General features: G+C 47.7%; 19 protein-coding genes and 1 tRNA gene. 11 read left to right on the top strand and 9 right to left on the bottom strand.

Going from position 1 to position 25,000, the window contains the following annotated elements; all coding sequences use genetic code 11:
* The first annotated feature begins 18 nt into the window (after window positions 1–18).
* The 6 genes from rsxB (at window position 19) to Q1B11_RS15290 (ending at window position 6,981) form a co-directional block, all read left to right on the top strand.
* On the top strand, window positions 19–600 hold the full coding sequence (gene rsxB / locus Q1B11_RS15315) for an electron transport complex subunit RsxB (protein ID WP_299734194.1): 582 nt from the start codon (window positions 19–21) through the stop codon (window positions 598–600).
* Complete coding sequence (gene rsxC, locus Q1B11_RS15310) at window positions 597–2,906, top strand: electron transport complex subunit RsxC (protein WP_299734193.1); 2,310 nt, start codon at window positions 597–599, stop codon at window positions 2,904–2,906. Before rsxB ends, rsxC begins: the two co-directional genes overlap by 4 nt.
* 123 nt (window positions 2,907–3,029) lie before the next feature.
* A complete protein-coding gene (gene rsxD, locus Q1B11_RS15305; protein ID WP_299734192.1) occupies window positions 3,030–4,130 on the top strand; it encodes an electron transport complex subunit RsxD in 1,101 nt (366 codons plus the stop codon).
* Between the two features lie 3 nt (window positions 4,131–4,133).
* Entirely contained in the window at window positions 4,134–4,856 is a 723-nt protein-coding gene (rsxG, locus tag Q1B11_RS15300; protein WP_299734191.1) for an electron transport complex subunit RsxG, read from the top strand.
* Window positions 4,846–5,589, top strand: a complete 744-nt coding sequence (locus Q1B11_RS15295; protein ID WP_299734190.1) for an electron transport complex subunit E — start codon at window positions 4,846–4,848, stop codon at window positions 5,587–5,589. Before rsxG ends, Q1B11_RS15295 begins: the two co-directional genes overlap by 11 nt.
* Window positions 5,590–5,688: 99 nt before the next feature.
* Window positions 5,689–6,981, top strand: coding sequence for a hypothetical protein (locus tag Q1B11_RS15290; RefSeq protein WP_299734189.1), 1,293 nt, complete (start codon window positions 5,689–5,691; stop codon window positions 6,979–6,981).
* 11 nt (window positions 6,982–6,992) lie between these two features.
* Here Q1B11_RS15290 and Q1B11_RS15285 read toward each other — a convergent pair whose 3' ends face one another.
* The gene (locus tag Q1B11_RS15285) at window positions 6,993–7,364 is read right to left on the bottom strand and encodes a 6-phosphogluconolactonase (RefSeq protein ID WP_299734188.1); all 372 of its coding nucleotides are present in this window, start codon (window positions 7,362–7,364) and stop codon (window positions 6,993–6,995) included.
* A gap of 147 nt (window positions 7,365–7,511) precedes the next feature.
* On the opposite strand from Q1B11_RS15285, the gene ptsG reads away from it, so the two are divergent.
* Window positions 7,512–8,945, top strand: a complete 1,434-nt coding sequence (gene ptsG / locus Q1B11_RS15280) for a PTS glucose transporter subunit IIBC (protein ID WP_299734187.1) — start codon at window positions 7,512–7,514, stop codon at window positions 8,943–8,945.
* 213 nt (window positions 8,946–9,158) lie between these two features.
* Here ptsG and crr read toward each other — a convergent pair whose 3' ends face one another.
* The 4 genes from crr to gap all read right to left on the bottom strand — a co-directional run bounded on the left by crr (window position 9,159) and on the right by gap (window position 14,154).
* Window positions 9,159–9,665 (bottom strand): PTS glucose transporter subunit IIA, encoded by a 507-nt coding sequence (gene crr / locus Q1B11_RS15275; RefSeq protein ID WP_299734186.1) that lies wholly within the window; start codon window positions 9,663–9,665, stop codon window positions 9,159–9,161.
* 290 nt (window positions 9,666–9,955) lie between these two features.
* Window positions 9,956–10,936 (bottom strand): 6-phosphofructokinase, encoded by a 981-nt coding sequence (gene pfkA / locus Q1B11_RS15270; RefSeq protein ID WP_067518991.1) that lies wholly within the window; start codon window positions 10,934–10,936, stop codon window positions 9,956–9,958.
* Window positions 10,937–11,187: 251 nt separating this feature from the next.
* Window positions 11,188–12,624, bottom strand: a complete 1,437-nt coding sequence (gene pyk, locus Q1B11_RS15265) for a pyruvate kinase (RefSeq protein ID WP_299734185.1) — start codon at window positions 12,622–12,624, stop codon at window positions 11,188–11,190.
* A 519-nt stretch (window positions 12,625–13,143) separates the two neighbouring features.
* On the bottom strand, window positions 13,144–14,154 hold the full coding sequence (gene gap / locus Q1B11_RS15260) for a type I glyceraldehyde-3-phosphate dehydrogenase (RefSeq protein WP_067519731.1): 1,011 nt from the start codon (window positions 14,152–14,154) through the stop codon (window positions 13,144–13,146).
* 1,288 nt (window positions 14,155–15,442) lie between these two features.
* Between gap and Q1B11_RS15255 the strand changes: the two genes are divergently transcribed.
* On the top strand, window positions 15,443–15,733 hold the full coding sequence (locus Q1B11_RS15255) for a hypothetical protein (protein WP_067518997.1): 291 nt from the start codon (window positions 15,443–15,445) through the stop codon (window positions 15,731–15,733).
* Window positions 15,734–15,828: 95 nt separating this feature from the next.
* Here Q1B11_RS15255 and adhE read toward each other — a convergent pair whose 3' ends face one another.
* Window positions 15,829–18,441, bottom strand: coding sequence for a bifunctional acetaldehyde-CoA/alcohol dehydrogenase (gene adhE / locus Q1B11_RS15250; protein WP_299734184.1), 2,613 nt, complete (start codon window positions 18,439–18,441; stop codon window positions 15,829–15,831).
* Between the two features lie 1,311 nt (window positions 18,442–19,752).
* Here adhE and fbaA point away from each other — a divergent pair.
* Complete coding sequence (gene fbaA, locus Q1B11_RS15245) at window positions 19,753–20,826, top strand: class II fructose-bisphosphate aldolase (protein ID WP_299734183.1); 1,074 nt, start codon at window positions 19,753–19,755, stop codon at window positions 20,824–20,826.
* Between the two features lie 204 nt (window positions 20,827–21,030).
* Entirely contained in the window at window positions 21,031–22,227 is a 1,197-nt protein-coding gene (locus tag Q1B11_RS15240; protein WP_299734182.1) for a hypothetical protein, read from the top strand.
* A 65-nt stretch (window positions 22,228–22,292) separates the two neighbouring features.
* Here Q1B11_RS15240 and tnpA read toward each other — a convergent pair whose 3' ends face one another.
* Both tnpA and Q1B11_RS15230 read right to left on the bottom strand, forming a co-directional pair.
* Entirely contained in the window at window positions 22,293–22,724 is a 432-nt protein-coding gene (gene tnpA / locus Q1B11_RS15235; protein WP_299734181.1) for an IS200/IS605 family transposase, read from the bottom strand.
* Between the two features lie 304 nt (window positions 22,725–23,028).
* The gene (locus Q1B11_RS15230; protein ID WP_366139477.1) at window positions 23,029–23,385 is read right to left on the bottom strand and encodes a diacylglycerol kinase; all 357 of its coding nucleotides are present in this window, start codon (window positions 23,383–23,385) and stop codon (window positions 23,029–23,031) included.
* A gap of 257 nt (window positions 23,386–23,642) precedes the next feature.
* Here Q1B11_RS15230 and fba point away from each other — a divergent pair, with 257 nt between their 5' ends.
* The gene (gene fba, locus Q1B11_RS15225; RefSeq protein WP_299734180.1) at window positions 23,643–24,707 is read left to right on the top strand and encodes a class II fructose-bisphosphate aldolase; all 1,065 of its coding nucleotides are present in this window, start codon (window positions 23,643–23,645) and stop codon (window positions 24,705–24,707) included.
* 97 nt (window positions 24,708–24,804) lie between these two features.
* On the opposite strand, the gene Q1B11_RS15220 is transcribed toward fba, so the two are convergent.
* Window positions 24,805–24,893 (bottom strand) — tRNA-Gly (locus Q1B11_RS15220).
* Window positions 24,894–25,000: the final 107 nt, after the last annotated feature.

The raw sequence follows: 25,000 nt of genomic DNA, 5'->3' as shown, positions 1-25,000 counted from the left end.
GGGCAGGTGCGTTAATCCATGGAGATTGTGTTTTACGCCATTGGCGCCCTGCTGACTCTCGCCCTGATTTTCGGGGCGATTCTGGGTTTTGCTTCTATCCGCTTCAAGGTTGAAGGCAACCCGATTGTTGACCAGATCAATGAAATCCTTCCCCAAACCCAGTGTGGTCAATGCGGTTATCCCGGCTGTCGCCCTTATGCCGAAGCCATTGCCAATGGCGATGCTATTAACAAATGCCCCCCGGGTGGTCAGGCCACCGTCAACACCCTGGCCGATTTGCTGGATGTAGAAGCCGAACCCCTGGATGCCGAGGACGGCGCAGAACCGATTACCAAAGTGGCCTTTATCCGTGAAGATGAATGCATCGGTTGCACCAAATGCATTCAGGCCTGCCCGGTGGATGCCATCCTCGGTGCCGCGAAACAAATGCACACCGTCATTGTGGATGAATGCACCGGCTGCGATCTTTGCGTAGAACCCTGCCCGGTGGACTGCATTGATATGCTCCCCGTTGCCGTCACCACTCGCACCTGGAGCTGGGAGTTGCCAAACCCAAATAGCAGTCTTATTGCTACGGATCGCAGAGGTCAGACTGCATGAATGCGGTGTTTAACAAAACGTCTAACGGTATTGAGACGACAGCTGACGTAATTGCCAGCTCCGAACGCAAAATCTGGCCTTTGGTGGGTGGTGTTCACCCTGAAGAGAATAAACATCAATCCACCGGTCGGCCCATTGGTTTCCCGCCAATACCTGCGCAACTGGTTCTGCCGCTGTCACAACATGCAGGCGCACCCGCTGAACCACTTGTGTCCGTAGGTGATTCTGTTCTGAAAGGACAGATGATCGCCCGAGCCAATGGTTTTGTCAGTGCGCCGATTCATGCGCCCACGTCCGGCACCGTCATCGCCATTGAGAATCGGCGAATTCCCCATGTGTCTGGTTTTTCTGATCTCTGCGTCGTGCTGGAAAGTGATGGTGACGACCGCTGGTGTGAATTAACGACTGTGGCTGATTATCACGCACTGTCACCAGAAGATCTGGTCAACAAAGTGCGTAATGCTGGCATCAGCGGCCTTGGTGGTGCCGGTTTTCCAACCGCTATCAAGCTGGCACCCAGCTCACCTATCAATACACTGATTCTTAATGGTACCGAATGCGAACCCTACATCACCGCCGACGATATGTTGATGAGGGAACGAGCTGCTGCGGTCATTGAAGGCGCAGAAATACTGCTGTACATGATCGGCGCCACAGAGTGTCTGATCGGCATTGAAGACAATAAACCAGAAGCCATTACCGCTATGCAGCAGGCCGCCGCTGGCAAAAACATTCACATTGTCGTTTTCCCTACGGTTTACCCATCCGGCGGTGAAAAACAGCTGATTCAGATTCTTACGGGTCAGGAAGTACCTTCAGGAAAATTGCCAGCTGATTTAGGCATTGTCGTACAAAACGTAGGCACCGCCGTTGCAGTGAAAGAAGCTGTTCTCGATGGCAAGCCGTTGATCTCCAGAATCACCACATTGACCGGCGACGCATTATCTGCACCACAAAATGTGGAAGCATTGATTGGCACACCGGCTGCCGACTTGCTCCGCCATGCAGAATTAAACGACGCCCAACTCTCCACCCTTGTTTTTGGTGGACCAATGATGGGCTTCGGTGTGGACAGTCTGGATATTCCAGTCATTAAAACCACCAACTGCCTGATTGCCGGAACCCATGAAGAGTTCCCTTCAGCACCGGACGCACAAGCTTGTATCCGCTGTGGACACTGCGCCGAAGCCTGTCCATCGTCATTGCTGCCACAACAGCTTTATTGGCATGCGAAGGCTGAAAACCATGAACAGCTGATGCATCACAATTTGTTCGACTGCATTGAGTGTGGTGCCTGCGCTTTTGTCTGTCCGTCGTCTATTCCATTGGTGCAATACTATCGCGCCTCCAAAGGTGCCATTCGCACTCAGGAAGCCAAACACGCTAAAGCCGAACGCTCCAAGGTACGCTATGAAAGTCGACTGGCTCGACTGGAGCAAGACAAGGCAGAGAAAGAAGCCAAGCGCAAAGCCAATGCCGAACGCGCCGCCAAACTGAAGGCTACAAAAGCCACTGATCAGCCAGCGGACAGCAAAGGCGAAGAAGATCCCATTCAGGCCGCCATCGCCCGAGCCAAAGCTCGCAAAGCAGCAACAGCTCAACGTGCTAACAACGCAACATCGACGCTCACAACAGCAAAAGCTGAACTCACCAGCCTGCAGAAAGAGCTGAAAATCCAGCTATCCATGGCTAAGGCTCAGGTAAAGAAAACCGAGCGCGCTCTGGCGGCGGCAGAATCCTCTGGCACTGGAGATACAGATCAATTGACGTCTAACCTTGCCATGCTTAATGAGCAGGTGGGTAAGCTACAAAAAGAATTTGATCAAAGTTCTCTGCCAAACGCACAACCAGAAAAGCCAGAGAAAGCAGTAAAGCCAGCACTCTCTGATGATGAGAAAAAGAGAAAGGTTGAGCTTGCCATGGCCAAAGCGGCGCTGAAAAAAGCAGAGCGTGCTTTGGCTGCAGCCCTTGAGCACGACAATGAAACCACCGAATCATTACAACAAGCAGTAGCAGAATGCCAAAGCAAAGTGAACGCTCTGGCGGCAATACCGGAAGCGCAACCGGAAGCACAACCTGAACCGAAAAACGACACTGGTCATCCTGTCGCCAAAAAGCCAAAACCTGTGCTCAGTGATGCCGCGAAAAAGCTGAAAATCGAAGTCGCCATGGCAAATGCTGCTGTTAAAAAGCTGCAGCGGGCAATGGCCAATGCCGGCGATGATGAGCAAGCGGAGCTACAACAGAAATTGGCAGATGCAGAACAAAAGGCTGCTGATGCAAAGCAGAAACTCGACGCTCTGTAATGAACTTATGTAGGTCGGTAATCCCAACGGGATTGCCGACAAAACCAACAATATGCATCGTCGGCAACCCTTTGGGTTACCGACCTACAATGCTCGATAGCATGGGAATTAGGCTGGCATTAAATGGCTTTGATTAACAGCAGAACTTCCAACAAGCCGCCGGCGTCCATAAGCCAGCGGGCGCGGGAAACCTCTCCCCACACCCTTGGCCAGAACAGCACCCAACGGGTGATGGCTCTGGTGATCATGGCCACGGTGCCCGCACTGGTTGCTCAAACCATCTTCTTTGGCTGGGGCACTCTGATCAATGTGATCTGGTGCTCTCTCATTGCCATGGGCTGTGAAGCGCTGGTGATGACGCTCCGAAAACGACCAGTGTCTTTTTATCTGAAAGATTACAGCGCTCTGGTCACCGGCCTTTTACTGGGTTTGGCCTTGCCACCTTTCGCACCCTTTTGGATTTCTCTGGTGGCAGTGTCTTTCGCAATGATTATTGCCAAGCACCTTTATGGTGGCCTTGGTCAAAACCCCTTTAACCCGGCCATGGTCGGTTATGTACTGGTGCTGATTTCATTCCCTCAGGAAATGACCAGCTGGCTGCCACCTTTAGGTGTCGAGGGTTACAACAACAGCCTGAGCGATGCCTTATTCACCATTTTCCCGTTCGGTCAGGGTATCGAAGTTGACGCGATCAGTACCGCTACGGTGCTGGATGTCATGCGGGAAAACAAAAGCCTGACCATGGATGAACTGTGGGCCGCCAACCCTGTATTTGATGGTTTCGCAGGCCGCGGCTGGATGTGGGTAAACCTTGCTTACCTTGCGGGCGGCGTCTTTCTGATCTGGCGAAAAGTGTTCACCTGGCATGCACCGGTGGGCATGCTGGCAGCCATTGCGGTGATGGCTTTTCTGTTCTGGGGAGGCACTGGTTCAGACAGCCATGGCTCCCCGGTGTTTCACCTACTCAGTGGTGCCACCATGTTAGGTGCTTTCTTTATTATCACTGATCCCGTCAGTGGCGCCACCAGCAACCGTGGTCGTCTGATTTTCGGCGCCGGCGTCGGCATTATGGTTTATGTTATCCGTGCCTGGGGCGGTTATCCTGACGGTGTCGCTTTTGCCACACTACTGATGAACATGGCCGCACCGACCATTGATTACTACACCCAGCCACGCACTTATGGTCATAACAAGGCCAACAAAGGCTTGCCAGGAAAGGATTGATGCATGAGTGACGACCAGATTCCTTTAAAAGACGCCACACAAAACTCTGCTTCTGTAAAAAATGCTGTGTTCACCAGTATTATCCGCAACAGTTTCGGGCTGGGTTTGTTTGCAGTATTTACTGTTGGCTTGATTTCCATCACCTGGATTTTGACCCAGGAAAAAATTCAGACACAGGTTCGCGCCTATGAAGCCAGAGCACTGATGGAAATCCTGCCCCAGAAAACCCACGACAATGTTCTTGTTGATTCCAAAACAACGCTGGAGCCGTCCAGATTATTGTCCAGTCAGACAACAACGGAAGCTTATGTGGCACTAAATAATGGCGAAGTCTCTGCCGTGATTCTGCCGGTGATTGCACCGGATGGTTACAACGGCCGAATTGATCTTCTTGTGGGCATTAAGCGCGATGGCAGTCTCGCGGGTGTACGAGCAGTCACTCACAAAGAAACGCCGGGACTGGGTGATAAAATCAACACCAATGTTTCCGATTGGATTCTCAGCTTTGCCGGAAAGTCTTTGAACCAGCCAACAGCAGAGGGCTGGAGCGTAAAAAAAGATGGCGGTGATTTCGACCAGTTTACCGGAGCAACGATCACGCCGAGAGCCGTCGTGGCTGCCGTACATCGGGCGCTGACCTATTTTGAGACTCATCAAAAGCATTTGCTGAACCCTCGGAATATCCAACAGCACAGCATCAGTGAGGAACCAAGCCATGACCAATAACACTGACACTGCTGCTGCCACCAGCACAACCGCCTTACTGGCCAAGATCGCCAAAGACGGTCTGTGGAAAAACAACCCGGCTCTGGTGCAGTTGCTGGGTCTCTGTCCGTTACTGGGTGTTTCCAGCAGCGTGGTCAATGCCCTTGGTCTTGGCATCGCCACTATGTTGGTAGTCATGGGGTCCAATATTGCCGTTTCACTTATACGACATCAGGTCACCGATGCTATTCGCCTGCCGGTGTTTGTCATGATCATTGCGTCGTTCACCACCTGTATTGAACTGTTAATGCAGGCTTACACTTACGAGCTGTATCGAATTCTTGGGATATTCATTCCGCTCATCGTGACCAACTGCATTATCCTTGGTCGTGCCGATGCCTTTGCCTCCAGAAACTCGGTTCTTCCGGCTGCTTTCGATGGTTTTATGATGGGCAGCGGTTTTGCTGTCATTCTCCTACTGCTTGGTGCTATGAGAGAACTGATTGGCCAAGGCACGTTGTTTTCAGGTATGGATCTTCTGCTTGGCCCTATCGCCGCTGACTGGACCATCACCGTCTTCCCGAATTACAAACAATTTCTGTTTGCCATTCTTCCCCCTGGTGCCTTTGTTTTTATGGGTTTTCTAATTGCCATCAAAAATATTATTGATCGCAGAATGGAAGAACGTAACAAACAAAGACAACCTACGGAGCCTAAAGAGAGTCGCCGGGTTCGGGTGACCGGGAATATTTAGCGTGGAACTAAATCCTGACTGATTGGTCTGTTTAATTGCGGCACACGGTACTGCCGAGGCCGAGTGCTGTGATTTAACAACTTAGTAGAGATTTATAATATGTACACCAACTACTCCAAACCATCCACATCACGTTCACTATCGCCTATAAGCGAAGAAGATTGGACTGAAAAAACAGACAGTTTAAACAGCGCTCAACCAGTAGAAGCTCAGCAAACGAGTACTCTTGAAAAAACTCAGACACTCCTTTTACAACACGAATCCACCATTAGCGGCGCTCTTGAGTTGGCAAAACTATTGGCAGAATTTTTCGAGAAGCCCCTCCCTGAGCAACTGAACAAACTAAGTCTCGGCGCTAATACAGAGACAACGCCACAAGACCGAATAAGCTCACTTGAATCAACGGTAAAATTGCTCGATGTTTATTTTCAGGGAAGCCCATTAAACAGGCAAGCTGGAGGAGATAATGTCGAACGCTGGCAGGTAAAAGATCAAAAGGCGAAATTACAGAAACTTAGTGCGCAAGAGCTGGATCGGCTCCGTGAAGCTCTTAACAATCTTAATCTAGCCTCTGACATCACTTCGCCTATCACAGAACAAACCAACGTAATCCTTCCTGGTGCCGCTATTCCACGAATGCTGCTGCGCCCGGAATTTGCCCTGCAACAAAATAGCGATAACGTAGTGCCAAAGAGCATCATCTGCCTTGGTGCTTCGCGCCCATTAAATGCCGAAATTGATTTTATTACTGAACCAACTAGAAACCAGCAGCTATTTGATAAAATTCACTCCTATGTTAATGCATTCAGCGATAAGCTCGGCACTGAAAAAACAGAGGCCCATGCTCAAATGGCATTGATGGATATGTTGCGTGAGGAAAACCCGGATTCATTTTTGTCAAAGCAGACCATTCATATGGGGTTTACTGGCGGTGTTACCTATAAAACCCAGACGCTCACAAAGGAAGGCAATTATCAACTTGCAAATAATGAAAATAACGGTCGAGCCAATACGGAGGCCACCATCGTGACCGCCCTGCACACGCTTAACCAACTATCAGCAGACAACGAAGAGCAAGAGCTCTTATTGGTTAGCAACCAACCACATATAACCGCACAACAACTTGCCACTGAAAGAGTAGCGGCATTAGAGCCATACAAAGACTCTGCCATCACCGTTCATGCCTGCGGAGATAAGACAGCACTTGATACAACTGACCAGCTATTCAGCGGTATTGATTCGGTGAGAAAATCGATTCAACTGTTAAACCCTGAATACCATGTAACCACCAACTGGGTTAAAGGCAAAGAGCCAGAAATTCTGATGCTTCGTTCACCCAAGGCCGGCGAATGGGAATGCCTTGCTCCAACAGAAAGCGGGATCACTGTTTAAAACAAGTGCCACTAAGGGCTCCAATAAACATCAACCGGCACCTCCGATTGCCAAAATACTGCTGACACTGGCGTATTGATGTAATCGGAATTGTTAAGCGCTCTGCGATAAACGTCCATTTTTTCATCCCCGGTAATAAGCAGAATAATGGACGTCGATTGCAATAAGCCATGCAAGGTTAACGACATTCGCTCAAGGTTGCCGCCAAACACATCACTTGGCTGAGCCTTGATATCGGCACACAACTTCTTGCTTTTCAACGCATATTCCAGCCCATGAGAGTTTGGAAATAATGAAGCGGTATGACCATCAGTTCCCATGCTGAGGATTGGCAGAATCGTAAACATTTCATGTCGACTGTGAAAAAAGTGCTCTCTGATCATCCATACGCTTCCTGTTGTCGCTACCGGTGCTTGTCAACATAAGTACCCATGAGCAAAGCACATAGTTGGTCTATCCTTGTTACTCAATCCTATCAGTAAAGACCTTTCAATTACCCCCTTCACATTTTCATCTCTGGAGTTCCCCTCATGGTTAAAAGCGCATTTGGCACGCTGCAGAAAATCGGCAAGGCGTTAATGCTGCCTGTTGCCGTGCTGCCCGTTGCCGGGATTTTACTTGGCGTTGGCAGTGCCGGTTTCTCGTTTATACCCGAGCTGCTTTCGAACATCATGGCTCAGGCTGGCGGTTCTGTATTCAGCAACCTGCCGATTATTTTTGCCATTGGTACTGCCATCGGCCTGACGGAAAACGACGGTGTCTCTTCTGTGGCAGCTGTCGTTGGTTTTGCCATTATGCTCGGCACGATGGGTGTGATGGCAAACCATTTAGGTCTCGAGCCATCCGTCGTGATGGGGATCAGCACTATCGACACGGGTGTCTTTGGTGGGATCATTGTCGGTATTCTCGCTGCCAAGATGTTCAACCGTTACTACAAAATCCAGCTACCGGAATACTTAGGTTTTTTTGCGGGAAAAAGATTTGTACCCATTATTACCGGCGTATCAGCCATCGCCCTTGGCGTTTTGCTCAGCTTTATCTGGCCACCTATTCAATCACTGATTAATGCATTTTCTCAATGGGCAGTGACTGAGAACCCCGAAGCCGCCGGTTTTGTTTATGGCTTTGTTGAGCGGTTGCTGATTCCATTTGGCCTGCATCATATCTGGAACGTACCTTTCCAAATGGAGATGGGCGAATTTATAGACGCTTCTGGTACCGTATTTAATGGTGATATTGCCCGCTTCTTTGCTGGCGATCCAAGTGCCGGTTTTTTAGCTGGCGGATATTTGTTCAAGATGTTTGGCCTGCCTGCGGCTGCGATTGCCATCTGGCATTGTGCCAAACCAGAAAACAGAGCAAAGGCCGGCGGCATCATGGTGTCTGCCGCGCTCACCTCAGTACTCACAGGGATCACTGAACCCATCGAGTTTTCATTCCTGTTCGTTGCTCCTGTGCTCTATGGCATACACGCCATTCTGGCCGGGCTGGCTTTTGCTATTACCAACTATCTTGACATCAAAATGGCCATGTCATTTTCCCATGGCCTGATAGATTACGTGTTGTATTTTGGCATCGCGACAAAGCCGGTCTGGATTTTGATTCTTGGTGCACTCTATGCAGTGTTGTACTACGTCATTTTCCGGGTGTTGATCACCGCAATGGATTTGAAAACACCAGGCAGAGAAGATGAAAGTGAAACTCAAACCAAAGTTGAAGCCTCATCAGATTTAGCGGTTGATTTAATCAAAGCTTTCGGAGGAAAAGACAATATTAAAAACCTGGATGCCTGCATTACACGACTTCGGGTCACGGTAAATAATACCGATACTGTGGATGTCGATCGTATTAAGCAGCTAGGCGCTACCGCCGTTGTTGTGGTCGGTCAAAATATGCAGGCCATTTTTGGTCCTAAATCGGACAACATCAAAACCGACATGAGTGAGGCAATGAGAAGTATGTGATCAATATCAGAGGCTCCTTTCTGGAGCCTCTGATATTATACCAATTCTGTTTTTAAATTATGGGCTGCGCAGCTATTTTGGGCGACTGGATCTACGTTGAAGTTCCTCGCCATAGCGACGGCTATGACTCGTCTCTTCGCCTTGCCCAGTCGCCCAAAATAACTTGCTCGTTCCACCATTTAAAAACGCCATTGGTATTACTGCTTTCTTGTATTACTTGATAGAAACCGTCATTAGCAGATCTTTACCCGCCTCGACGTTACCCGATTCCTTATGGATATGACTGACATCATCCATATTTGAAATCACCACCGGCGTAATCACACTTTTGGCCTTTTCTCTGAAGAAAGGAAGATCGACTTCGATAATCGGATCTCCCGCACGAACCGTCTGCTCTTCCTGAGCAATTCGTTTAAAACCCTCACCCTTAAGCAATACGGTATCGATACCAAAGTGGACGAATAGCTCGACGCCGTTGGGTGTTATCATGCTGAAGGCATGATTGGTTTCAAAAATTTTACTGATCACACCGTCACAGGGTGCAACCATTACATTGCCGGTTGGATCTATTGCAATGCCATCACCAACGACTTTATCCGCAAATACCGGGTCAGGCACTTCTTCTATCGGGACAATAACGCCCGTTATAGGCGACTTTAGTTCTGTACCCTGTTCAGCACTGAACCCCAGGTTTTTCTTTAAAGAATCAAGAATGCCCATCGTCGTTACCTGTCGTCTTTGTAACACCAACCCTCAAAGAGGATCATGAAGAAGAGATATCAGAGGAGGCCTGCGCACCAGGCGGAGAAACAGAAAAGCCTCAATTATGAGGCTTTTCACAGTATATACCCGTCGCCTTTCAAGTTGCTACTTTGTTGGCTGCGTTCGCTCACCCCGATCACCTACTATTTGTAGGCTCACGGGACCCGAGGGCCTAAAGGCTTCACTCACTTGCCGCCGCGTAGCAACTTAAAATCCTTTGGGTATAGCGTGGATCTTTCTGGAACAATTTATACAGAAACGATCTGAGCCACTTTCATCAAATGACTGTCGATCTGATTATGTTTGCTGATCGCTCTTTCCAACGGCGTCTTCACAACTTGCTGATCACGAATACCCACCATAATACCACTGTCGCCATTACGCAGTGCTTCTACCGCAGCAACACCCAGGCGACTTGCCAGCACTCGGTCAGAACAACTTGGCTTGCCACCCCGTTGAATATGCCCAAGCACGGTGACTTTTACTTCGTATTCCGGGAATTTTTCTTCCACAGCCCGTGACAGTTCAAAAACACCACCGCAGCGATCACCTTCTGCAACAACGATAATGCTGGATGTTTTACCAGCACGACCACTCTTTTGCAGAGATTCCATAAACTGATCGACACTCTTTTCCTGTTCGGGGATCAGAATATCTTCCGCACCGGAAGCAATACCAGTATTCAGTGCGATAAAGCCCGCATCACGTCCCATCACTTCAATAAAGAACAGGCGATTGTGAGAAGTGGCGGTATCACGAATTTTGTCGATGGCTTCCACAACGGTGTTCAGCGCCGTGTCATAACCGATGGTGTGATCGGTACCATAGATATCGTTATCGATTGTGCCTGGCACACCCACACAACGCATGCCGTGTTCTTCTTCAAATAACATGGCACCGGTAAATGAGCCATCACCACCGATGACGACAATCGCATCCAGCTCCGCCGCCCTGGCATTTTCAAACGCCTTGAGACGACCTTCTTTGGTGCGGAACTCCGCACTACGCGCAGACTTCAGGAAAGTACCGCCCAGGTTGATAATGTTGGCAACGGTACGGGCATCCGCCACTTCCATATTGTTTTCGATCAGGCCTTTGTAGCCTTCCTGAATAACAACAGGAACAATTCCATAGTAAATACAGGCGCGAACGGTAGCACGAATGGCCGCATTCATACCGGGGGCGTCGCCACCGGAGGTCAAAACACCGACTCTCTTTAATTCGGTCATACCAGACTTCTCTCCTTCCAAATACCAGATGCTTATCGTCGTTTATATACCAATGGCGCTTTTTAATTATGGAGCGAGCAAGTTATTTTGGGCAACTGGACAAGGTGAAGAGACGAGTCATAGCCGTAGCTATGGCGAGGAACTTCAACGCTGATCCAGTCGGTCAAAATATCTGCGCAGCCCATAATTCAAAAGCAGAATTGGTATTAATAAGCACCGGCAAAAATCAGTGACGGTTAATCAGTCAACACTCAGCTTACTCTGATGATCTGCATTGTGTTGGTACCGCCTTCAATTTCCTGACTTTCACCTTTCGTCAAAATAATCTTATCACCAGCAGACAAAAGCCCACGTTCTTTCAGTACATCGATGGCACGGCCATTGACTTCCGGGCCATATTCCGTGCCGCTGTCAAAAGCCACCGCTTCAACGCCACGATAAAGTGCCACCCGGCGCTCAGTGGTTTCGTAACGGGTCATGGCAAAAATCGGAATCCGGGTATTCATTCGTGACATCCACAAAGGTGTAGCGCCACTTTTTGTCAGACAAACAATCGCCTTGATATCGTCCTGATGATTGGCTGCAAACATAGTGGCCTGAGCAATGGCTTCATCAACATGTTCAAACATGCCAATCTTGCGCTCGGTCATGTATCCCACATTATTCTGCTTCTCGGCCCCCAGGCAAATGCGGCTCATGGCTTTAACCACTTCATCCGGGCGCTTGCCAGTAGCGGTTTCACCGGAAAGCATCACCGCATCCGTTCCATCAAGTACTGCATTCGCCACATCAAACACTTCTGCGCGGGTTGGCTGAGTGTTATGGATCATGGACTCCATCATCTGTGTGGCGGTGATCACCGGCTTATTCAGACGACGAGCCTCGTTAATCATATGTTTCTGGGCGCCAATCAGCTCAGGATCGCCAATTTCCACACCCAGATCACCACGAGCCACCATGATGGCATCGGATGCCGAAATAACTTCGGCTAACAACCCATGGTCGTTTGCTACTTCGGCACGTTCAATCTTTGAAAGGATGGCGGCATCACCACCAGCCTCCGTCAATAGACGGCGAGCTTCTTCCACATCACTGGCACGGCGTACAAACGATACCGCCAGATAATCAACACCAATCTCTGCCGCCAGCAGTATGTCTTCTTTGTCTTTTGCAGTCAGCGCTTCTGCAGACAAGCCACCACCTTGCAGGTTGATGCCTTTATTGTTGGAGAGCTCGCCACCATTAATCACTCGGGTGTTAATGCATGAACCATTGATGCTTTTGATCTCGAGGCTGATTCGACCATCATCCAACAACAGAATATCACCGACTTTACAATCATTCGGGAGATCTTTGTAGGCAAGGCCAACCTGGGTTTCATCGCCATCATCAATGGCAAGGCTGGCGTCCAGAATAAAATTAGCTCCATCCGGCAAATGAATTTTGCCATTCTGGAAACGACCAATGCGGATTTTAGGGCCTTGCAGATCACCAAGAATCGCCACCGGGCGATTCAAACGGGCAGCAATTTCACGGATGCTTTTTGCGCGAGCCTTATGATCTTCTGCTTCACCATGGGAGAAATTCAGACGGACGACGTTCACCCCGCCCTCGATCAGCCTCTGTAACTGATCATCAGACTCCGTTGCCGGGCCAAGGGTTGCTACGATTTTCGTGCGTCTGATCATGGTCATCCTCTCGCTTATAAACCTGTCGTTCTCGTGGGCAACACAGCTCCACAGAAATGTATACGGCAAGCGACAGGTGCTAATTATTACAGTTTTCTACTAGGAGGCTGACCGAGAATAGGTTGCCCTACTGCGGTGGTAGTAAATTGGCCTAAAAATTCTTTTTTGTTCAGTAAATAGCACCACTATTCACTTCACAAAAAAGATTTTTTATCCTCAATTTTCTACCATCCTCGCTACGGGCGCTATTCTCGGTCAGCCTCCTTGGCCCTTATGCAACAGAACCTATCAAAAGCCTCTGAAACAGAAGCATCTTAAAAACCTGGATAAAACAAAAGGTGAAAGTGTCATGAACGGTAAAGTATAGGAGCAACCAGTTCAAAACACCGCCTTCTCTTTGTTCTATCGTTTTCTTTTATCGTTTTCTTTTATCATGAGGCTCAGTCAAGGTTATCGACTAAACCAAGACAGGCTCGATAAACGAGCCTGTATGGATCAAAGCATCAAACAAAACGACAATTAAGCGTTCATCAGAGCCTTGGCAGTATCGAGCATACGGTTGGAGAAGCCCCACTCGTTGTCGTACCAGGACATTACTTTAACCAGATTACCCAGAACACGAGTCTGAGTCGCATCGAAGTTAGAAGAGAATGGGCTGTGGTTGAAGTCCATGGATACCAGTTCTTCATGATTTACATGCAGAACGCTAGACATCGCAGGGGTGGACTTGGCAGCAGCAATGATAATCTCATTCACTTCTTCAACGGTGGTTTCGCGGGCAGCAACAAAGCTCAGGTCAACCAGAGACACGTTGATGGTTGGTACACGAACCGCCATGCCGTCGAACTTGCCTTTCAGGGCAGGAACCACTTCACCCACAGCAGCGGCAGCGCCGGTAGCGGTTGGGATCATGTTCATGGCCGCAGCACGGGCACGGTACAGATCAGTGTGATACACATCGCTCAGACGCTGGTCGTTTGTGTATGCGTGGATAGTAGTCATCAGACCTTTATCGATGCCCAGAGCGTCGTTCAGAGGCTTGGCAATAGGCGCCAGACAGTTAGTGGTGCAGGAAGCGTTAGAAATAACGGTCATGTCTGCAGTCAGAACGTCGTGGTTTACACCGTATACGACAGTGGCATCAACGTTAGAACCTGGAGCAGAGATGATTACTTTCTTAGCGCCGGCATCCAGATGAGGCTTGCAGGAATCCTTGGAACGGAATACGCCTGTGCATTCGAACACAACATCAACACCCAGAGCACCCCAAGGCAGCTTGGAAGGATCACGCTCGGAAAAGGTTTTGATTTCGTCACCGTTAACGAACATAGCACCTTCACCTTCTTCAACTTGCGCGTTGAAGCGACCGTGTACCGTGTCGTACTTAGTCAGGTGCGTGTTAATTTTGGTGTCACCCAGGTCATTAATGGCAACAATCTGGTATTCATCGCGACGACCGGCTTCGTAGAGTGCACGCAGTACGTTGCGACCGATACGGCCGTAGCCATTAATAGCAATCTTGATCATGATGTCTCCAATACCGTTAATCACAGCGGAAAAACCGCTCTGCCCCTAGTTAAAATGATTTCATTCACGAATACAGCACTGTAAAAACACCTATAACAACTCACATAACAAGAGTTAATTAAATAGCTACAGGTTTTAACGGCGATTAACAGACTTTGTCCAACAATTCGCCCTGATTATTAACAGCGCTATTCACATAAACGTCACATAAACATTTATGAAAGAATAAAATCACTTCACCAGATCAGCACTAACGCTACAGACAAGGGTTGATAAGCTAATGGTACGGAGTTAAATACATGTAGAACAAAACAACATGTAACACATTATTTCACATCCGGATCAACCGATTGTCGAAGCCGCTGGTTTGTGTACGCTTCTAAACCAAAGGTTTATCAACCATACGTCACCAGCTTGATATAAAGTGTGATCGAAAAAATGGGATTCAGCAAAGTCTTAAGTAGTTGGCCATATGGAATCGAATATTTCTGGCTGAGTGGACAGTTACTATGCAAGGCACAACGCAGGGAGCATAGCCGTAGCTATGTGACCGGAGTTGTAACGCCGCAGAGTGGCTGTCCACTTAGTCAGAAAACATGATTTCATGTGGTTAACTACTTACAAGCCACACATAAAAAAACCTTGCAGTATTCCATATCCGGTCTCGGTTTGAACTCAGCAATCAGTAAATTCTGACTGTTTGATAGAAAAAATTCTTTCCTGAACCGGAAGCTCTATCAGCACCTTTACTTACAAGAATGATGCTTTTTGATGGCAGAAGAGTCAACCCTAAATTAAAGTCTTAATCTCTACTCCGGTGTTGGCCTATTTCAAAATATCATTATCATTTATTAACACTCCTTTTATAGAAACATAAGGAATTTCAAACCCAGAATCCCAACCTCCTTCATCAAAACAGCATGAACAGAAATTCTATTTTAGACATAATCTGTCGTAGTATAAAAATTACCTTCTAATAATAAGACGTTAGCCGCCTTTATAGACCTTAACGAAAGAAGTCCCGGTATTTATATTCAAAACTAACATAGATTGATCCGTTTCATTTCTATCAAACTACAACAAAAGCAATAAATCATTTACACATCGACCAGCCAATCACACCGTTTTTTCAAAGATTTATCACGCCATCTCAAAATGTAAATATTTTGTAAGCAAGAACAGACAGCTTGGTTAACCCCGCCAAGAGCAAAAGATAATGCCGTAATAACCTCACGCACCCGATCAACAACTGGTAAGATATTCCAACCATCTGCCTACCAATTTATACTCCATGAAATACTTATTACTCCTGATCACGTTTTCCACAGCGTCTTTTCTTCAGGCTGACCTTATCAGCTGCGATCAACAACAAACCGTTTGCGAGGCGCAGTGCAAAGCCACGAGCCTGGTGACAGACAAAAACGAAAACACTTGCTCTGCACAATGTCTTGGTGAACGTACTGCCTGTGAATTGGAACAGAGCAAAGAAACAGCGGCAAAGTTAGCTGAAAAAGCCAAAGAAAACAGTCAGTCGTTGCTTGAGAAGGCAAAAGCCTTTTGGGATGGTCTCTCCGGCAAATAGTGGATTTTCTTCTAGCCAGAAATCTCAACAGCTATAAAAATGACTCATCATTATTCACAGCCTGTGGCTGAACAAACCACAGGCTGCATCATCAATTACTTCCCGTAGTAAGCCTTCTCTAACAGTTCCTCTAACTCTGAAATCAGCGGCAGTCTAGGGTTGGCTGTTGTCGTCTGATCTTCAAAGGCATGATTAGCCAGCATGGTGATTTTGCTCTTGAATAACGATTCATCAATACCGATTTCCTGCAGATTGGAAGGCATATCCAAGCGCTTCATCAAATCCCTCACTGCATTAGCGAGCGACTTAACACCTTCTGCTGGTGTTTTTGCCGGTAAGCCCAACATCTTAGCAACTTCAGCGTATTTCTCATGGGCAATGTAATACTGATATTTCGGGAACGAAGCCACTTTGGTTGGGTTCGGGCAACCGTTGTATTCAATCACATGAGGCAACAATACCGCGTTGGCGAGACCGTGAGAAATATGCAACTCGTTACCGAGGTTATGAGCCATCGCATGGTTCACACCCAGGAATGCGTTAGCAAAAGCCATACCCGCCATACAGGAAGCATTGTGCATTTTTTCCCGGGATTTTTTGTCCGCTACTTCGTAGGACTGAGGCAGATAATCAAACACCAGTTGAATCGCCTTCATGGCAAGGGCGTCGGTAAAATCTGACGCCATGACTGAGACGTAAGCCTCTAACGCATGGGTCAGTACATCGATACCGGTATCTGCTGCCACTTTTTTGGGAACCGTCAGCACCAAGTTTGGATCAATAATGGCGACATCCGGCGTTAATTCATAATCCGCCAGCGGGTACTTCGCGCCTTTTTCCTTATCCGTGATAACCGCAAATGAAGTTACTTCTGAGCCTGTACCCGAGGTGGTTGGAATAGCCACCAGACGCGCTTTTTTACCCAGCTTCGGAAACTTATAAACACGCTTGCGGATGTCCAGGAACTTTTGCGCCATGCCCGCAAAGTCAGCATCTGGCTGCTCATAAAAGAGCCACATACCTTTAGCTGCGTCAATCGGTGAACCACCGCCCAGAGCAATAACCACATCCGGATTAAAACGCGCCATTTCCCGGGCGCCATTACGAACGGTTTCCAAGCTTGGATCCGGCTCCACCTGGTTGAAAATTTCAACCTGCACAGGCACCGAACGTTTTCTTAGATGATAAAGAATTTTATCCACATAACCCAGTGACTGGATCACTTCATCGGTGACGATGAATACACGAGAAATGTCCTGCATTTTCTCAAGATACTGGAGGGAATTCGCTTCAAAATAGATTTTTCTGGGAAGTTTAAACCACTGCATACTGACCCGGCGCTTCGCAACACGTTTAACATTAATCAGATTCACTGCGGATACGTTAGACGTTGTACTGTTACCGCCGTATGTACCGCAACCCAGAGTCAAAGACGGCATGTTGGTGTTGTAGATATCACCGATCGCACCGTGGGTACTTGGGGAGTTAATAATGATTCGCCCGGCTTTCATGGCCAGAGAGAATTCATCAATAATCTGACTATCTTCCGCGTGCAATACCGCGGAATGACCGAGGCCACCAAAGTTCAGCATTTGATCTGCCAGTTCAATGGCGTGCTTGGCATCCTTCGCTTTCAGTACACCAAGCACTGGCGATAACTTCTCTCTGGAAAGCGGAAACTCAGGACCAACGCCTTCTATCTCTGCCGCCAGAATGCGAGTATTTTCCGGTACTTTAATGTCCGCCAGTTCGGCAATATAAGAAGGCTTCATGCCCACGATTTTGCTGTTCACATGGCCATCATGAATCACTACTTCAGCTAATCGTTTTGTTTCCGCCGGTGTCGTGAAATACACATTCTGAGACTTAAGCTCTTTCACCACGTCTTTATAGATAGCCTGATGAACGATGGCCGCCTGCTCAGAAGCGCAGATCATGCCGTTATCAAAACTCTTGGACATGACCAGATCATTACAAGCCTGCTTGAGGTCCGCAGACTGATCAATAATGCAGGGCACATTACCGGAACCCACACCCAGCGCCGGCTTACCGGATGAATACGCCGCGCGAACCATGCCGGAACCGCCAGTAGCAAGAATGACGGCCACTTCCGGATGGGTCATCAGCTTCTGTGTCGCTTCAATAGAGGGATACTCAACCCAAAGCACGCAATCTTCCGGCGCACCGGCTTCGACAGCCGCATCGCGCACAATACGTGCAGCTTCACTGGAACATTTTTGCGCGGAAGGATGGAAGGCGAAAATAATGGGGTTTCGAGTTTTGGTAGAAATGATGGATTTGAACATCGTCGTAGAGGTTGGGTTCGTCACCGGCGTGACACCGCAGACAATCCCCACAGGTTCGGCCACCAGCATAAAGTCTTCTTCGGTGTTATCTTCGACGACACCGACCGTCTTATCGTACTTAATGGAGTGATAAACGTATTCGGTAGCAAAGATATTCTTGGTCACCTTATCTTCAAGAATACCTCGGCCAGTTTCTTCAACCGCCATACGAGCCAGCTCCATATGAGCGGCCTGCCCTGCTAAGGCCATGGCTCTGGTTACCCGATCAACATCTTCCTGAGTCAGAGAAAGAAACTTTTCTCTCGCTAGCTTTGCCCGATCAATCAAGCCATTGATCTGAGCATCCACATCCTGAACCGCCGCTGCTTTTTCTACAGCTTTGCCCGCCGATTTTTTCGCCATGACTGCTTCCTCTATTTAGGGTCTATTGATGTTTCGTTGCGAGACTCAGTGACTCAGAAAAATGTCAACCGCGCGAAAGGCTTGTGAAGTGCGTAGTTATTCTACGTCGAGCAAGCCTGACAAAGCGGAGGGCATTTTTCTGGGTCACCCGACGGGCGGATCAGTGCGCCCCTATGTCGTTGTTCCAGCGCCTTGAAAGGCAATGAGCCTTCCTGCGGCACTGCGCCTAGACATAGGAGCGCACTGATCCGCTGAGCACGCAACGAAACATCAATAGACCCTAGTAACCAAGATCATTTAATAAAACTATCTACCGATAACCGTCGTTGAAAACACGCGCTGACGGACACTGAAATTCTGTTTAATAAACTGGCAACCATCAGGTATCGCAGAATACAGAGCGACCCCTGACCTCTTTCGAGCAAACCCTAATAAAGATAGTGCATAGTGCTTTAAAACGCCTGACCATTGTCATTTAATAAATGACTGAGCTTATTCGCAAATTCACGAACATCGGCTTTCTATTCGCCTTTTTCAGCTCTCAAGCTCAATTCTCAAACTTATACGAAAAAAACATATAAACTGTCGTTTTATTATCTTTATAATCTTTAAAACGTCGACTTGCTGTCATTACAGCACAGGAAATTCATATCAACACTGACTCAAATCAAAAAACGCCTATTGATTTCTTTCGCATAACAACTTAACAAAATTCGTTAGAAATCGATCGAAAATCGACAAAGAATGACAGTCAGAACGAATAGCCCGCAACACACCAACCCCCTTCCGATTTAATTAAAACCGACAAACAACAAATCAACAAATAGATTTAAAACCCCAAAAAACACAGCCAATCACAATAAAAACAACCAGACAAAAACAAGAAAAAACAATCAAAAACACATTCGTTAAAGCCACCCTTTATATCTCTCAATTAATGGGAAAATGCTTTTACCTGTTGTAACCTTTCCGTATCATAAGCAGCCATTCAATACGTCTGACCCGGAATGATCGATGCATCTCTTCTCCATGACGAGAATCACCTGCAGGACTCCGGGACACACACCCAAAGGATTTCATGTCGCAACTTGAAAGACGAAGGGTAAGTACCCGGCCATATGGAATCGAATATTTCTGGCTTGTTGATCAGGTTCTCTGCAAGGCGCAACGGCGGGAGCATAGCGAGCTATGTGACCAGAGTTGCAACGCAGTCAGAGGGTCTGATCAATGAGTCAGAAAATATGATTTCATATGGTTGGGTACTTATACATCCATGAACACAATCAGCCTTTGTAAAGGAAGGATAGAAACATGTCTCAGAAGATTCTGGATCTGGTAAAACCTGGTGTGGTTACCGGCGACGACGTTCAGAAGCTCTTTGAAGCGGCTAAAGCGGGCGAGTTCGCACTGCCCGCGGTTAACGTTGTGGGCACTGACTCCATCAACGCCGTGCTGGAAGCGGCAGCGAAAGTGAAATCACCGGTGGTTGTTCAATTCTCCAACGGTGGCGCCAGCTTCTTCTCTGGCAAAGGCCTGAAAGCCGATCCTGCGGGCGCACTGGGCGCTATCGCTGGCGCAAAATATGTGCATGCCATTGCTGAAGCCTACGGCATTCCTGTTATCCTCCACACTGATCACGCTGCTCGCAAGCTGTTGCCATGGATCGATGCTCTGCTGGACGCTGGCGAAGAATTCTACGAGCAACACGGCAAGCCACTGTTCTCCTCCCACATGATCGACCTGTCTGAAGAGTCTCTGGAAGAGAACATCGAAACCTGCGCCAAGTATCTGGAACGCATGACCAAAATGGGCATGACTCTGGAATTCGAACTGGGCTGCACCGGCGGTGAAGAAGACGGCGTGGACAACAGCGACATGGACAGCTCCATGTTGTATACCCAGCCAGAAGACGTGGCTTACGCCTACGAAATCCTGAGCAAAATCAGCCACCGTTTCACCATCGCCGCTTCCTTCGGTAACGTGCACGGTGTGTACAAGCCAGGTAACGTTCAGCTGACACCCAAGATTCTGGATAACTCCCAGAAGTTCTGCTCCGAGAAATTCGGCATTCCTGCCAAGGCTCTGAACTTCGTATTCCACGGTGGTTCCGGTTCTACCCTGGAAGAAATTCGTGAAGCAGTTTCTTACGGTGTGATCAAAATGAACATCGATACAGACACTCAGTGGGCTTGCTGGGAAGGCGTTCTGAACTATTACAAGAAGAACGAAGACTTCCTGCAAGGTCAGCTGGGCAACCCTGAAGGTGCCGACAAGCCAAACAAGAAGTTCTACGATCCACGGGTATGGCTGCGTGCTGGCCAAGAGTCCATGATCGCTCGTCTGGAAAAGGCACACACTGACCTGAACAGCGTCGACGTACTGTAAGGGCTTTTGGCTTTTGGCTTTTGGCTTTTGCCATTTGCCAGTAGTAGCACTGAATCAAAAGCCAGTGCTACTAACCTCTCCACCACATCTCTCTTGCTCTCAACCCAACCACGTAACTCTACTGTTCCTTAAAAAATTGAACTTTTGAATCAACCCATCATCTTATATTGCACTCTTGACCACATTAACAGGTTTACTAGCAGTATGAATGCATCTTTCCCTTGTAGTATTTGTAAAGAACCACTAACAAAAGCTCCTAAACCCAATACTTCGGCATGGTATCAACCAAAAGAAAGCGGTACCTATAAATCAGGTATATCAACCGCTTCCGCCAATAAGGTTAGGCCTGAAGTTACAGCTATAACCCTCCCGTGCAAGCATAGTTTTCATTTCGAATGCATATCCACTGAACTAAAAGAAAGAGGGGTCTGCCCAGTAGACAATACAACACCCATCCTCTCTGCAGAAACCAAGATTTTCGAAAGCACTCTTTTTTTCCCAATCAAACAGGGTGACACCGAACAGGTCACAATGCTTTTATCAAAGATCAAGAAAAGTCAATGCACTACAGTAGAACCTGAAACCATTATCCCAGCTCTATTGATGCTAGCCCAAAATTTTCCACAACAATTCGATCCGATATTCGAGGCTCTCGAGAAACAGAATCTCACCAATGACAAGACATACAGCGAAGTGGGTTTTGCTATAAGTGGAATCCACCCCGACTGCAATATTCGCCCAGATTTAACAAAAGCCATTAAATTGCTTGAAAAAGCAGCAGACAAGAACAATCCAGAAGCAGCGCTTAATCTTGGTGTAATCTACGTCAATAGAAAAGATAATCTTCAGGAACTTGAGAAAGGGCGAGCTCTATTAAAACGTGCTGCTGAGTGCGATGAAAAGCAAATTAATGCCCTCGCACTTACAAACCTTGGAGCTTCATATGTTCTCCCTACGGACAGATTGATGAATGGAAGTTGCGACAAATCACCAGATACCAATCCTGACATACCAACAGATTACAAAACCGCGCTTCGCTATCTTGAACAAAGTTTGGAGGCCTCCCGAACACCGCCAGCACTTATCATCCTGGCTCGCATATACATGCATGGAAAAAACACATATCTTCAACAGGGCTTTGATGGCATCTCACGAGACTATGTTAAAGCACGCGCCCTCAGCCTTGAGGCTTTTGGAAAAACACCCGAAAACAATTTTGCAGAACAAAAGGCCGCACTTAGAAACCTGATCAGCCTTGCAGATAGATATCGTGATGGCATTGGATGCGAGATTGATACCTATCTTGAGAATAAGATCGATCAAGAAATCAAACATCTTTACAAAATGATAAAAAAGAATGAAATGCAGGATGAAGTGCAGGAGAGTTGCATAATTACCTGACCTCCAGCATAGCTGGAGACTTATTAGGTTACGCCCTCTAAGGGCTTTAATTGCGCCAAGGCAGCTTACCAATCAAGATCATACTGATCTCGGTGCGAGTCATTCTTTTCTTGATCCCGAATATACTTTCGTACAACCTCTTCATCGAGACCTACTGTTAAAACAAAATATCCTCCTGCCCAAAAGTGTTCACCATTGAAGTTCCGTTGCTTGCCCTTGAAGTTCTTGGCAATTTCTATTGCACACTTCCCTTTCAAATAACCAACAACATGAGAAATAGCAAGCTTTGGAGGAATACTGATGCAGATATGAACATGATCTTTCATCAGATGACCCTCCACTATTTTGCACTCCTTCCTTCTGGCAAGCTCATGGAAAATTTCTCCTAGAAACTTGCGGAGGTTCCCATAAATGACTTTCCTGCGTTTCTTCGGGATAAAGACAATATAATACTTACAATCCCAGCGGGTATGAGCCAAGCTTTTATAGTCTCGCATAATGTTTACCTTCATTTTTCTTGGTCGAAACCTGAAGGCTAGCTACTGTCGCTACGGTTAAACCTATGCGAGACTCCCCGGCATAGCCGGGGGTTATCAATATTAATTAGTCATTTCAAGACTCTCAGCCAGCAGATCAAGCTAAAGAAAGGCACCATACGGATAAAATAGCCCCTAGTGCAAGGAAGCGTTAATACCCATACCGTTCCGCACTGAGCGGAGTCGAAGTGTGGTGCTTTGATCCTTCGAGTCCGCTCAGGATGACCGGGAATGTAAGTCTTATAACGCTTGGCTGCACTAGCAATCAGAATAGGATGGATAACCATACATACCCCGCCAGACAAAGAGAAACAAACACTGCCGCTGAACCAATATCTTTTGCCCGACCACTGAGCTCATGCAGCTCACCGCCAAATCGATCCACCACCGCTTCAATAGCAGAATTAATCAGCTCAACAATAACAACCAAGACCACTGAGGCAATCAGAACCGTCCTTTCCAGAGTCGTTACCGGCAACAGAAAAGCAATAACCACAGCGACGACAGTCAGCATCAGCTCCTGACGAAATGCCGCTTCATTAATCCAGGCCGCCTTGAGACCTTTCATCGAATAACCCGTTGCATCAATAATGCGGCGAACTCCTGTTTTTCCCGGCTTCACGATATCTCCTTACAAACTGATAGTGACTAATACCAATTTTGCTTTTAAATTATGGGCTGTGCAGCCATTTTGGTCGACTGGATCAGCGTTGAAGTTCCTCGCCATAGCTACGGCTATGACTCGTCTCTTCGCCTTGCCCAGTTGCCCAAAATAACTTGCTCGCTCCGTAATTTAAAAGCGCCATTGGTATAACTTTGCACACGCTTCGAATGAAGGCGATAATAGCGGGTTTCGAATAATGAATAAATGGAGCAGGTATGGCCTTGATAAGCCTTCGCCAGATGTTGGATCATGCGGCTGAAAACGGTTATGGAATTCCGGCTTTTAATGTAAACAACCTTGAGCAGATGCGCGCCATCATGGAAGCGGCACAGGAAACAGATTCACCGGTTATCGTGCAGGCTTCTGCAGGTGCCAGAAGTTATGCTGGCGCACCTTTCCTTCGCCACCTGATTCTTGCTGCTACCGAAGAATTTCCGAATATTCCCGTGGTTATGCACCAGGATCATGGTACCAGTCCAGCAGTATGCCAGCGCTCCATTCAATTGGGCTTTACCTCCGTCATGATGGACGGCTCATTAATGGAAGATGGTAAAACCCCTTCCAGCTACGAATACAATGTTGAAGTCACTCGACGGGCTGTTGAAATGTCCCATGCCTGCGGCGTCTCTGTTGAGGGCGAGCTTGGCTGCCTGGGATCATTGGAAACAGGCCAGGCTGGAGAGGAAGACGGTGTCGGCGCTGAAGGCATTTTGTCTCACGATCAGCTACTGACCGATCCGGATGAAGCTGCGGAGTTTGTAAAAGCCACGAGGGTTGACGCTTTGGCGATCGCCTGCGGAACCAGCCATGGCGCTTATAAATTTTCCCGCCCACCCACTGGCGATATTCTTGCCATTGATCGCATCCGCGATATTCACAAGCGCATTCCTAACACTCACCTTGTTATGCACGGCTCATCATCCGTACCGCAGGAATGGTTGAAAATCATTAATGACCACGGCGGATCAATTCCTGAAACTTACGGCGTTCCGGTTGAACAAATTCAGGAAGGGATTCGGAACGGTGTGCGGAAGGTAAACATTGATACAGACCTTCGTCTGGCCTCTACTGGCGCTGTTCGTCAGTTTCTGCAGGAAAACCCTTCAGAATTCGATCCACGTAAGTTCTTGAAGGCCTCAACCAAGGCCATGAAAGAGCTTTGCATACAACGTTATATAGCGTTTGGCTGTGCAGGTCAGGGAAGTACAGTGCCGGTTAGTAGCCTGGAAAAGATGTTCGCTTTATACGACAAAGGTAAGCTAGATCCGAAGATTAGCTAAAATATTTTTTATCCAGAAAAGGCCAGCTTTGAGCTGGTTTTTAGTATCTTTAAAAATCAGGCAAAAAAAAGCCAGTCATAAGACTGGCTTTAACAATTGGAGCGGGAAACGAGGTTCGCTCTTGTCACAAGAAAGTGCGACCTCAACCTTGGCAAGGTTGCGCTCTACCAACTGAGCTATTCCCGCAATAAAGTTTTCAAGACTCTTTATGTCTTTAAAAGTGGCGTCCCCTAGGGGACTCGAACCCCTGTTACCGCCGTGAAAGGGCGGTGTCCTAGGCCACTAGACGAAGG

It is taken from the genome of uncultured Endozoicomonas sp. (assembly GCF_947495845.1).
Classification (GTDB): domain Bacteria; phylum Pseudomonadota; class Gammaproteobacteria; order Pseudomonadales; family Endozoicomonadaceae; genus Endozoicomonas.
This window is presented reverse-complemented; position numbering and strand designations above follow the sequence as displayed.

Bases quoted from the DNA above. Each gene is read 5' to 3' on its own strand.
- rsxB (WP_299734194.1), top strand. From the start codon at position 19: ATGGAGATTGTGTTTTACGCCATTGGCGCCCTGCTGACTCTCGCCCTG.
- rsxC (WP_299734193.1), top strand. From the start codon at position 597: ATGAATGCGGTGTTTAACAAAACGTCTAACGGTATTGAGACGACAGCT.
- rsxD (WP_299734192.1), top strand. From the start codon at position 3,030: ATGGCTTTGATTAACAGCAGAACTTCCAACAAGCCGCCGGCGTCCATA.
- rsxG (WP_299734191.1), top strand. From the start codon at position 4,134: ATGAGTGACGACCAGATTCCTTTAAAAGACGCCACACAAAACTCTGCT.
- Q1B11_RS15295 (WP_299734190.1), top strand. From the start codon at position 4,846: ATGACCAATAACACTGACACTGCTGCTGCCACCAGCACAACCGCCTTA.
- Q1B11_RS15290 (WP_299734189.1), top strand. From the start codon at position 5,689: ATGTACACCAACTACTCCAAACCATCCACATCACGTTCACTATCGCCT.
- Q1B11_RS15285 (WP_299734188.1), bottom strand. From the start codon at position 7,364: ATGATCAGAGAGCACTTTTTTCACAGTCGACATGAAATGTTTACGATT.
- ptsG (WP_299734187.1), top strand. From the start codon at position 7,512: ATGGTTAAAAGCGCATTTGGCACGCTGCAGAAAATCGGCAAGGCGTTA.
- crr (WP_299734186.1), bottom strand. From the start codon at position 9,665: ATGGGCATTCTTGATTCTTTAAAGAAAAACCTGGGGTTCAGTGCTGAA.
- pfkA (WP_067518991.1), bottom strand. From the start codon at position 10,936: ATGACCGAATTAAAGAGAGTCGGTGTTTTGACCTCCGGTGGCGACGCC.
- pyk (WP_299734185.1), bottom strand. From the start codon at position 12,624: ATGATCAGACGCACGAAAATCGTAGCAACCCTTGGCCCGGCAACGGAG.
- Q1B11_RS15255 (WP_067518997.1), top strand. From the start codon at position 15,443: ATGAAATACTTATTACTCCTGATCACGTTTTCCACAGCGTCTTTTCTT.
- adhE (WP_299734184.1), bottom strand. From the start codon at position 18,441: ATGGCGAAAAAATCGGCGGGCAAAGCTGTAGAAAAAGCAGCGGCGGTT.
- fbaA (WP_299734183.1), top strand. From the start codon at position 19,753: ATGTCTCAGAAGATTCTGGATCTGGTAAAACCTGGTGTGGTTACCGGC.
- Q1B11_RS15240 (WP_299734182.1), top strand. From the start codon at position 21,031: ATGAATGCATCTTTCCCTTGTAGTATTTGTAAAGAACCACTAACAAAA.
- tnpA (WP_299734181.1), bottom strand. From the start codon at position 22,724: ATGCGAGACTATAAAAGCTTGGCTCATACCCGCTGGGATTGTAAGTAT.
- fba (WP_299734180.1), top strand. From the start codon at position 23,643: ATGGCCTTGATAAGCCTTCGCCAGATGTTGGATCATGCGGCTGAAAAC.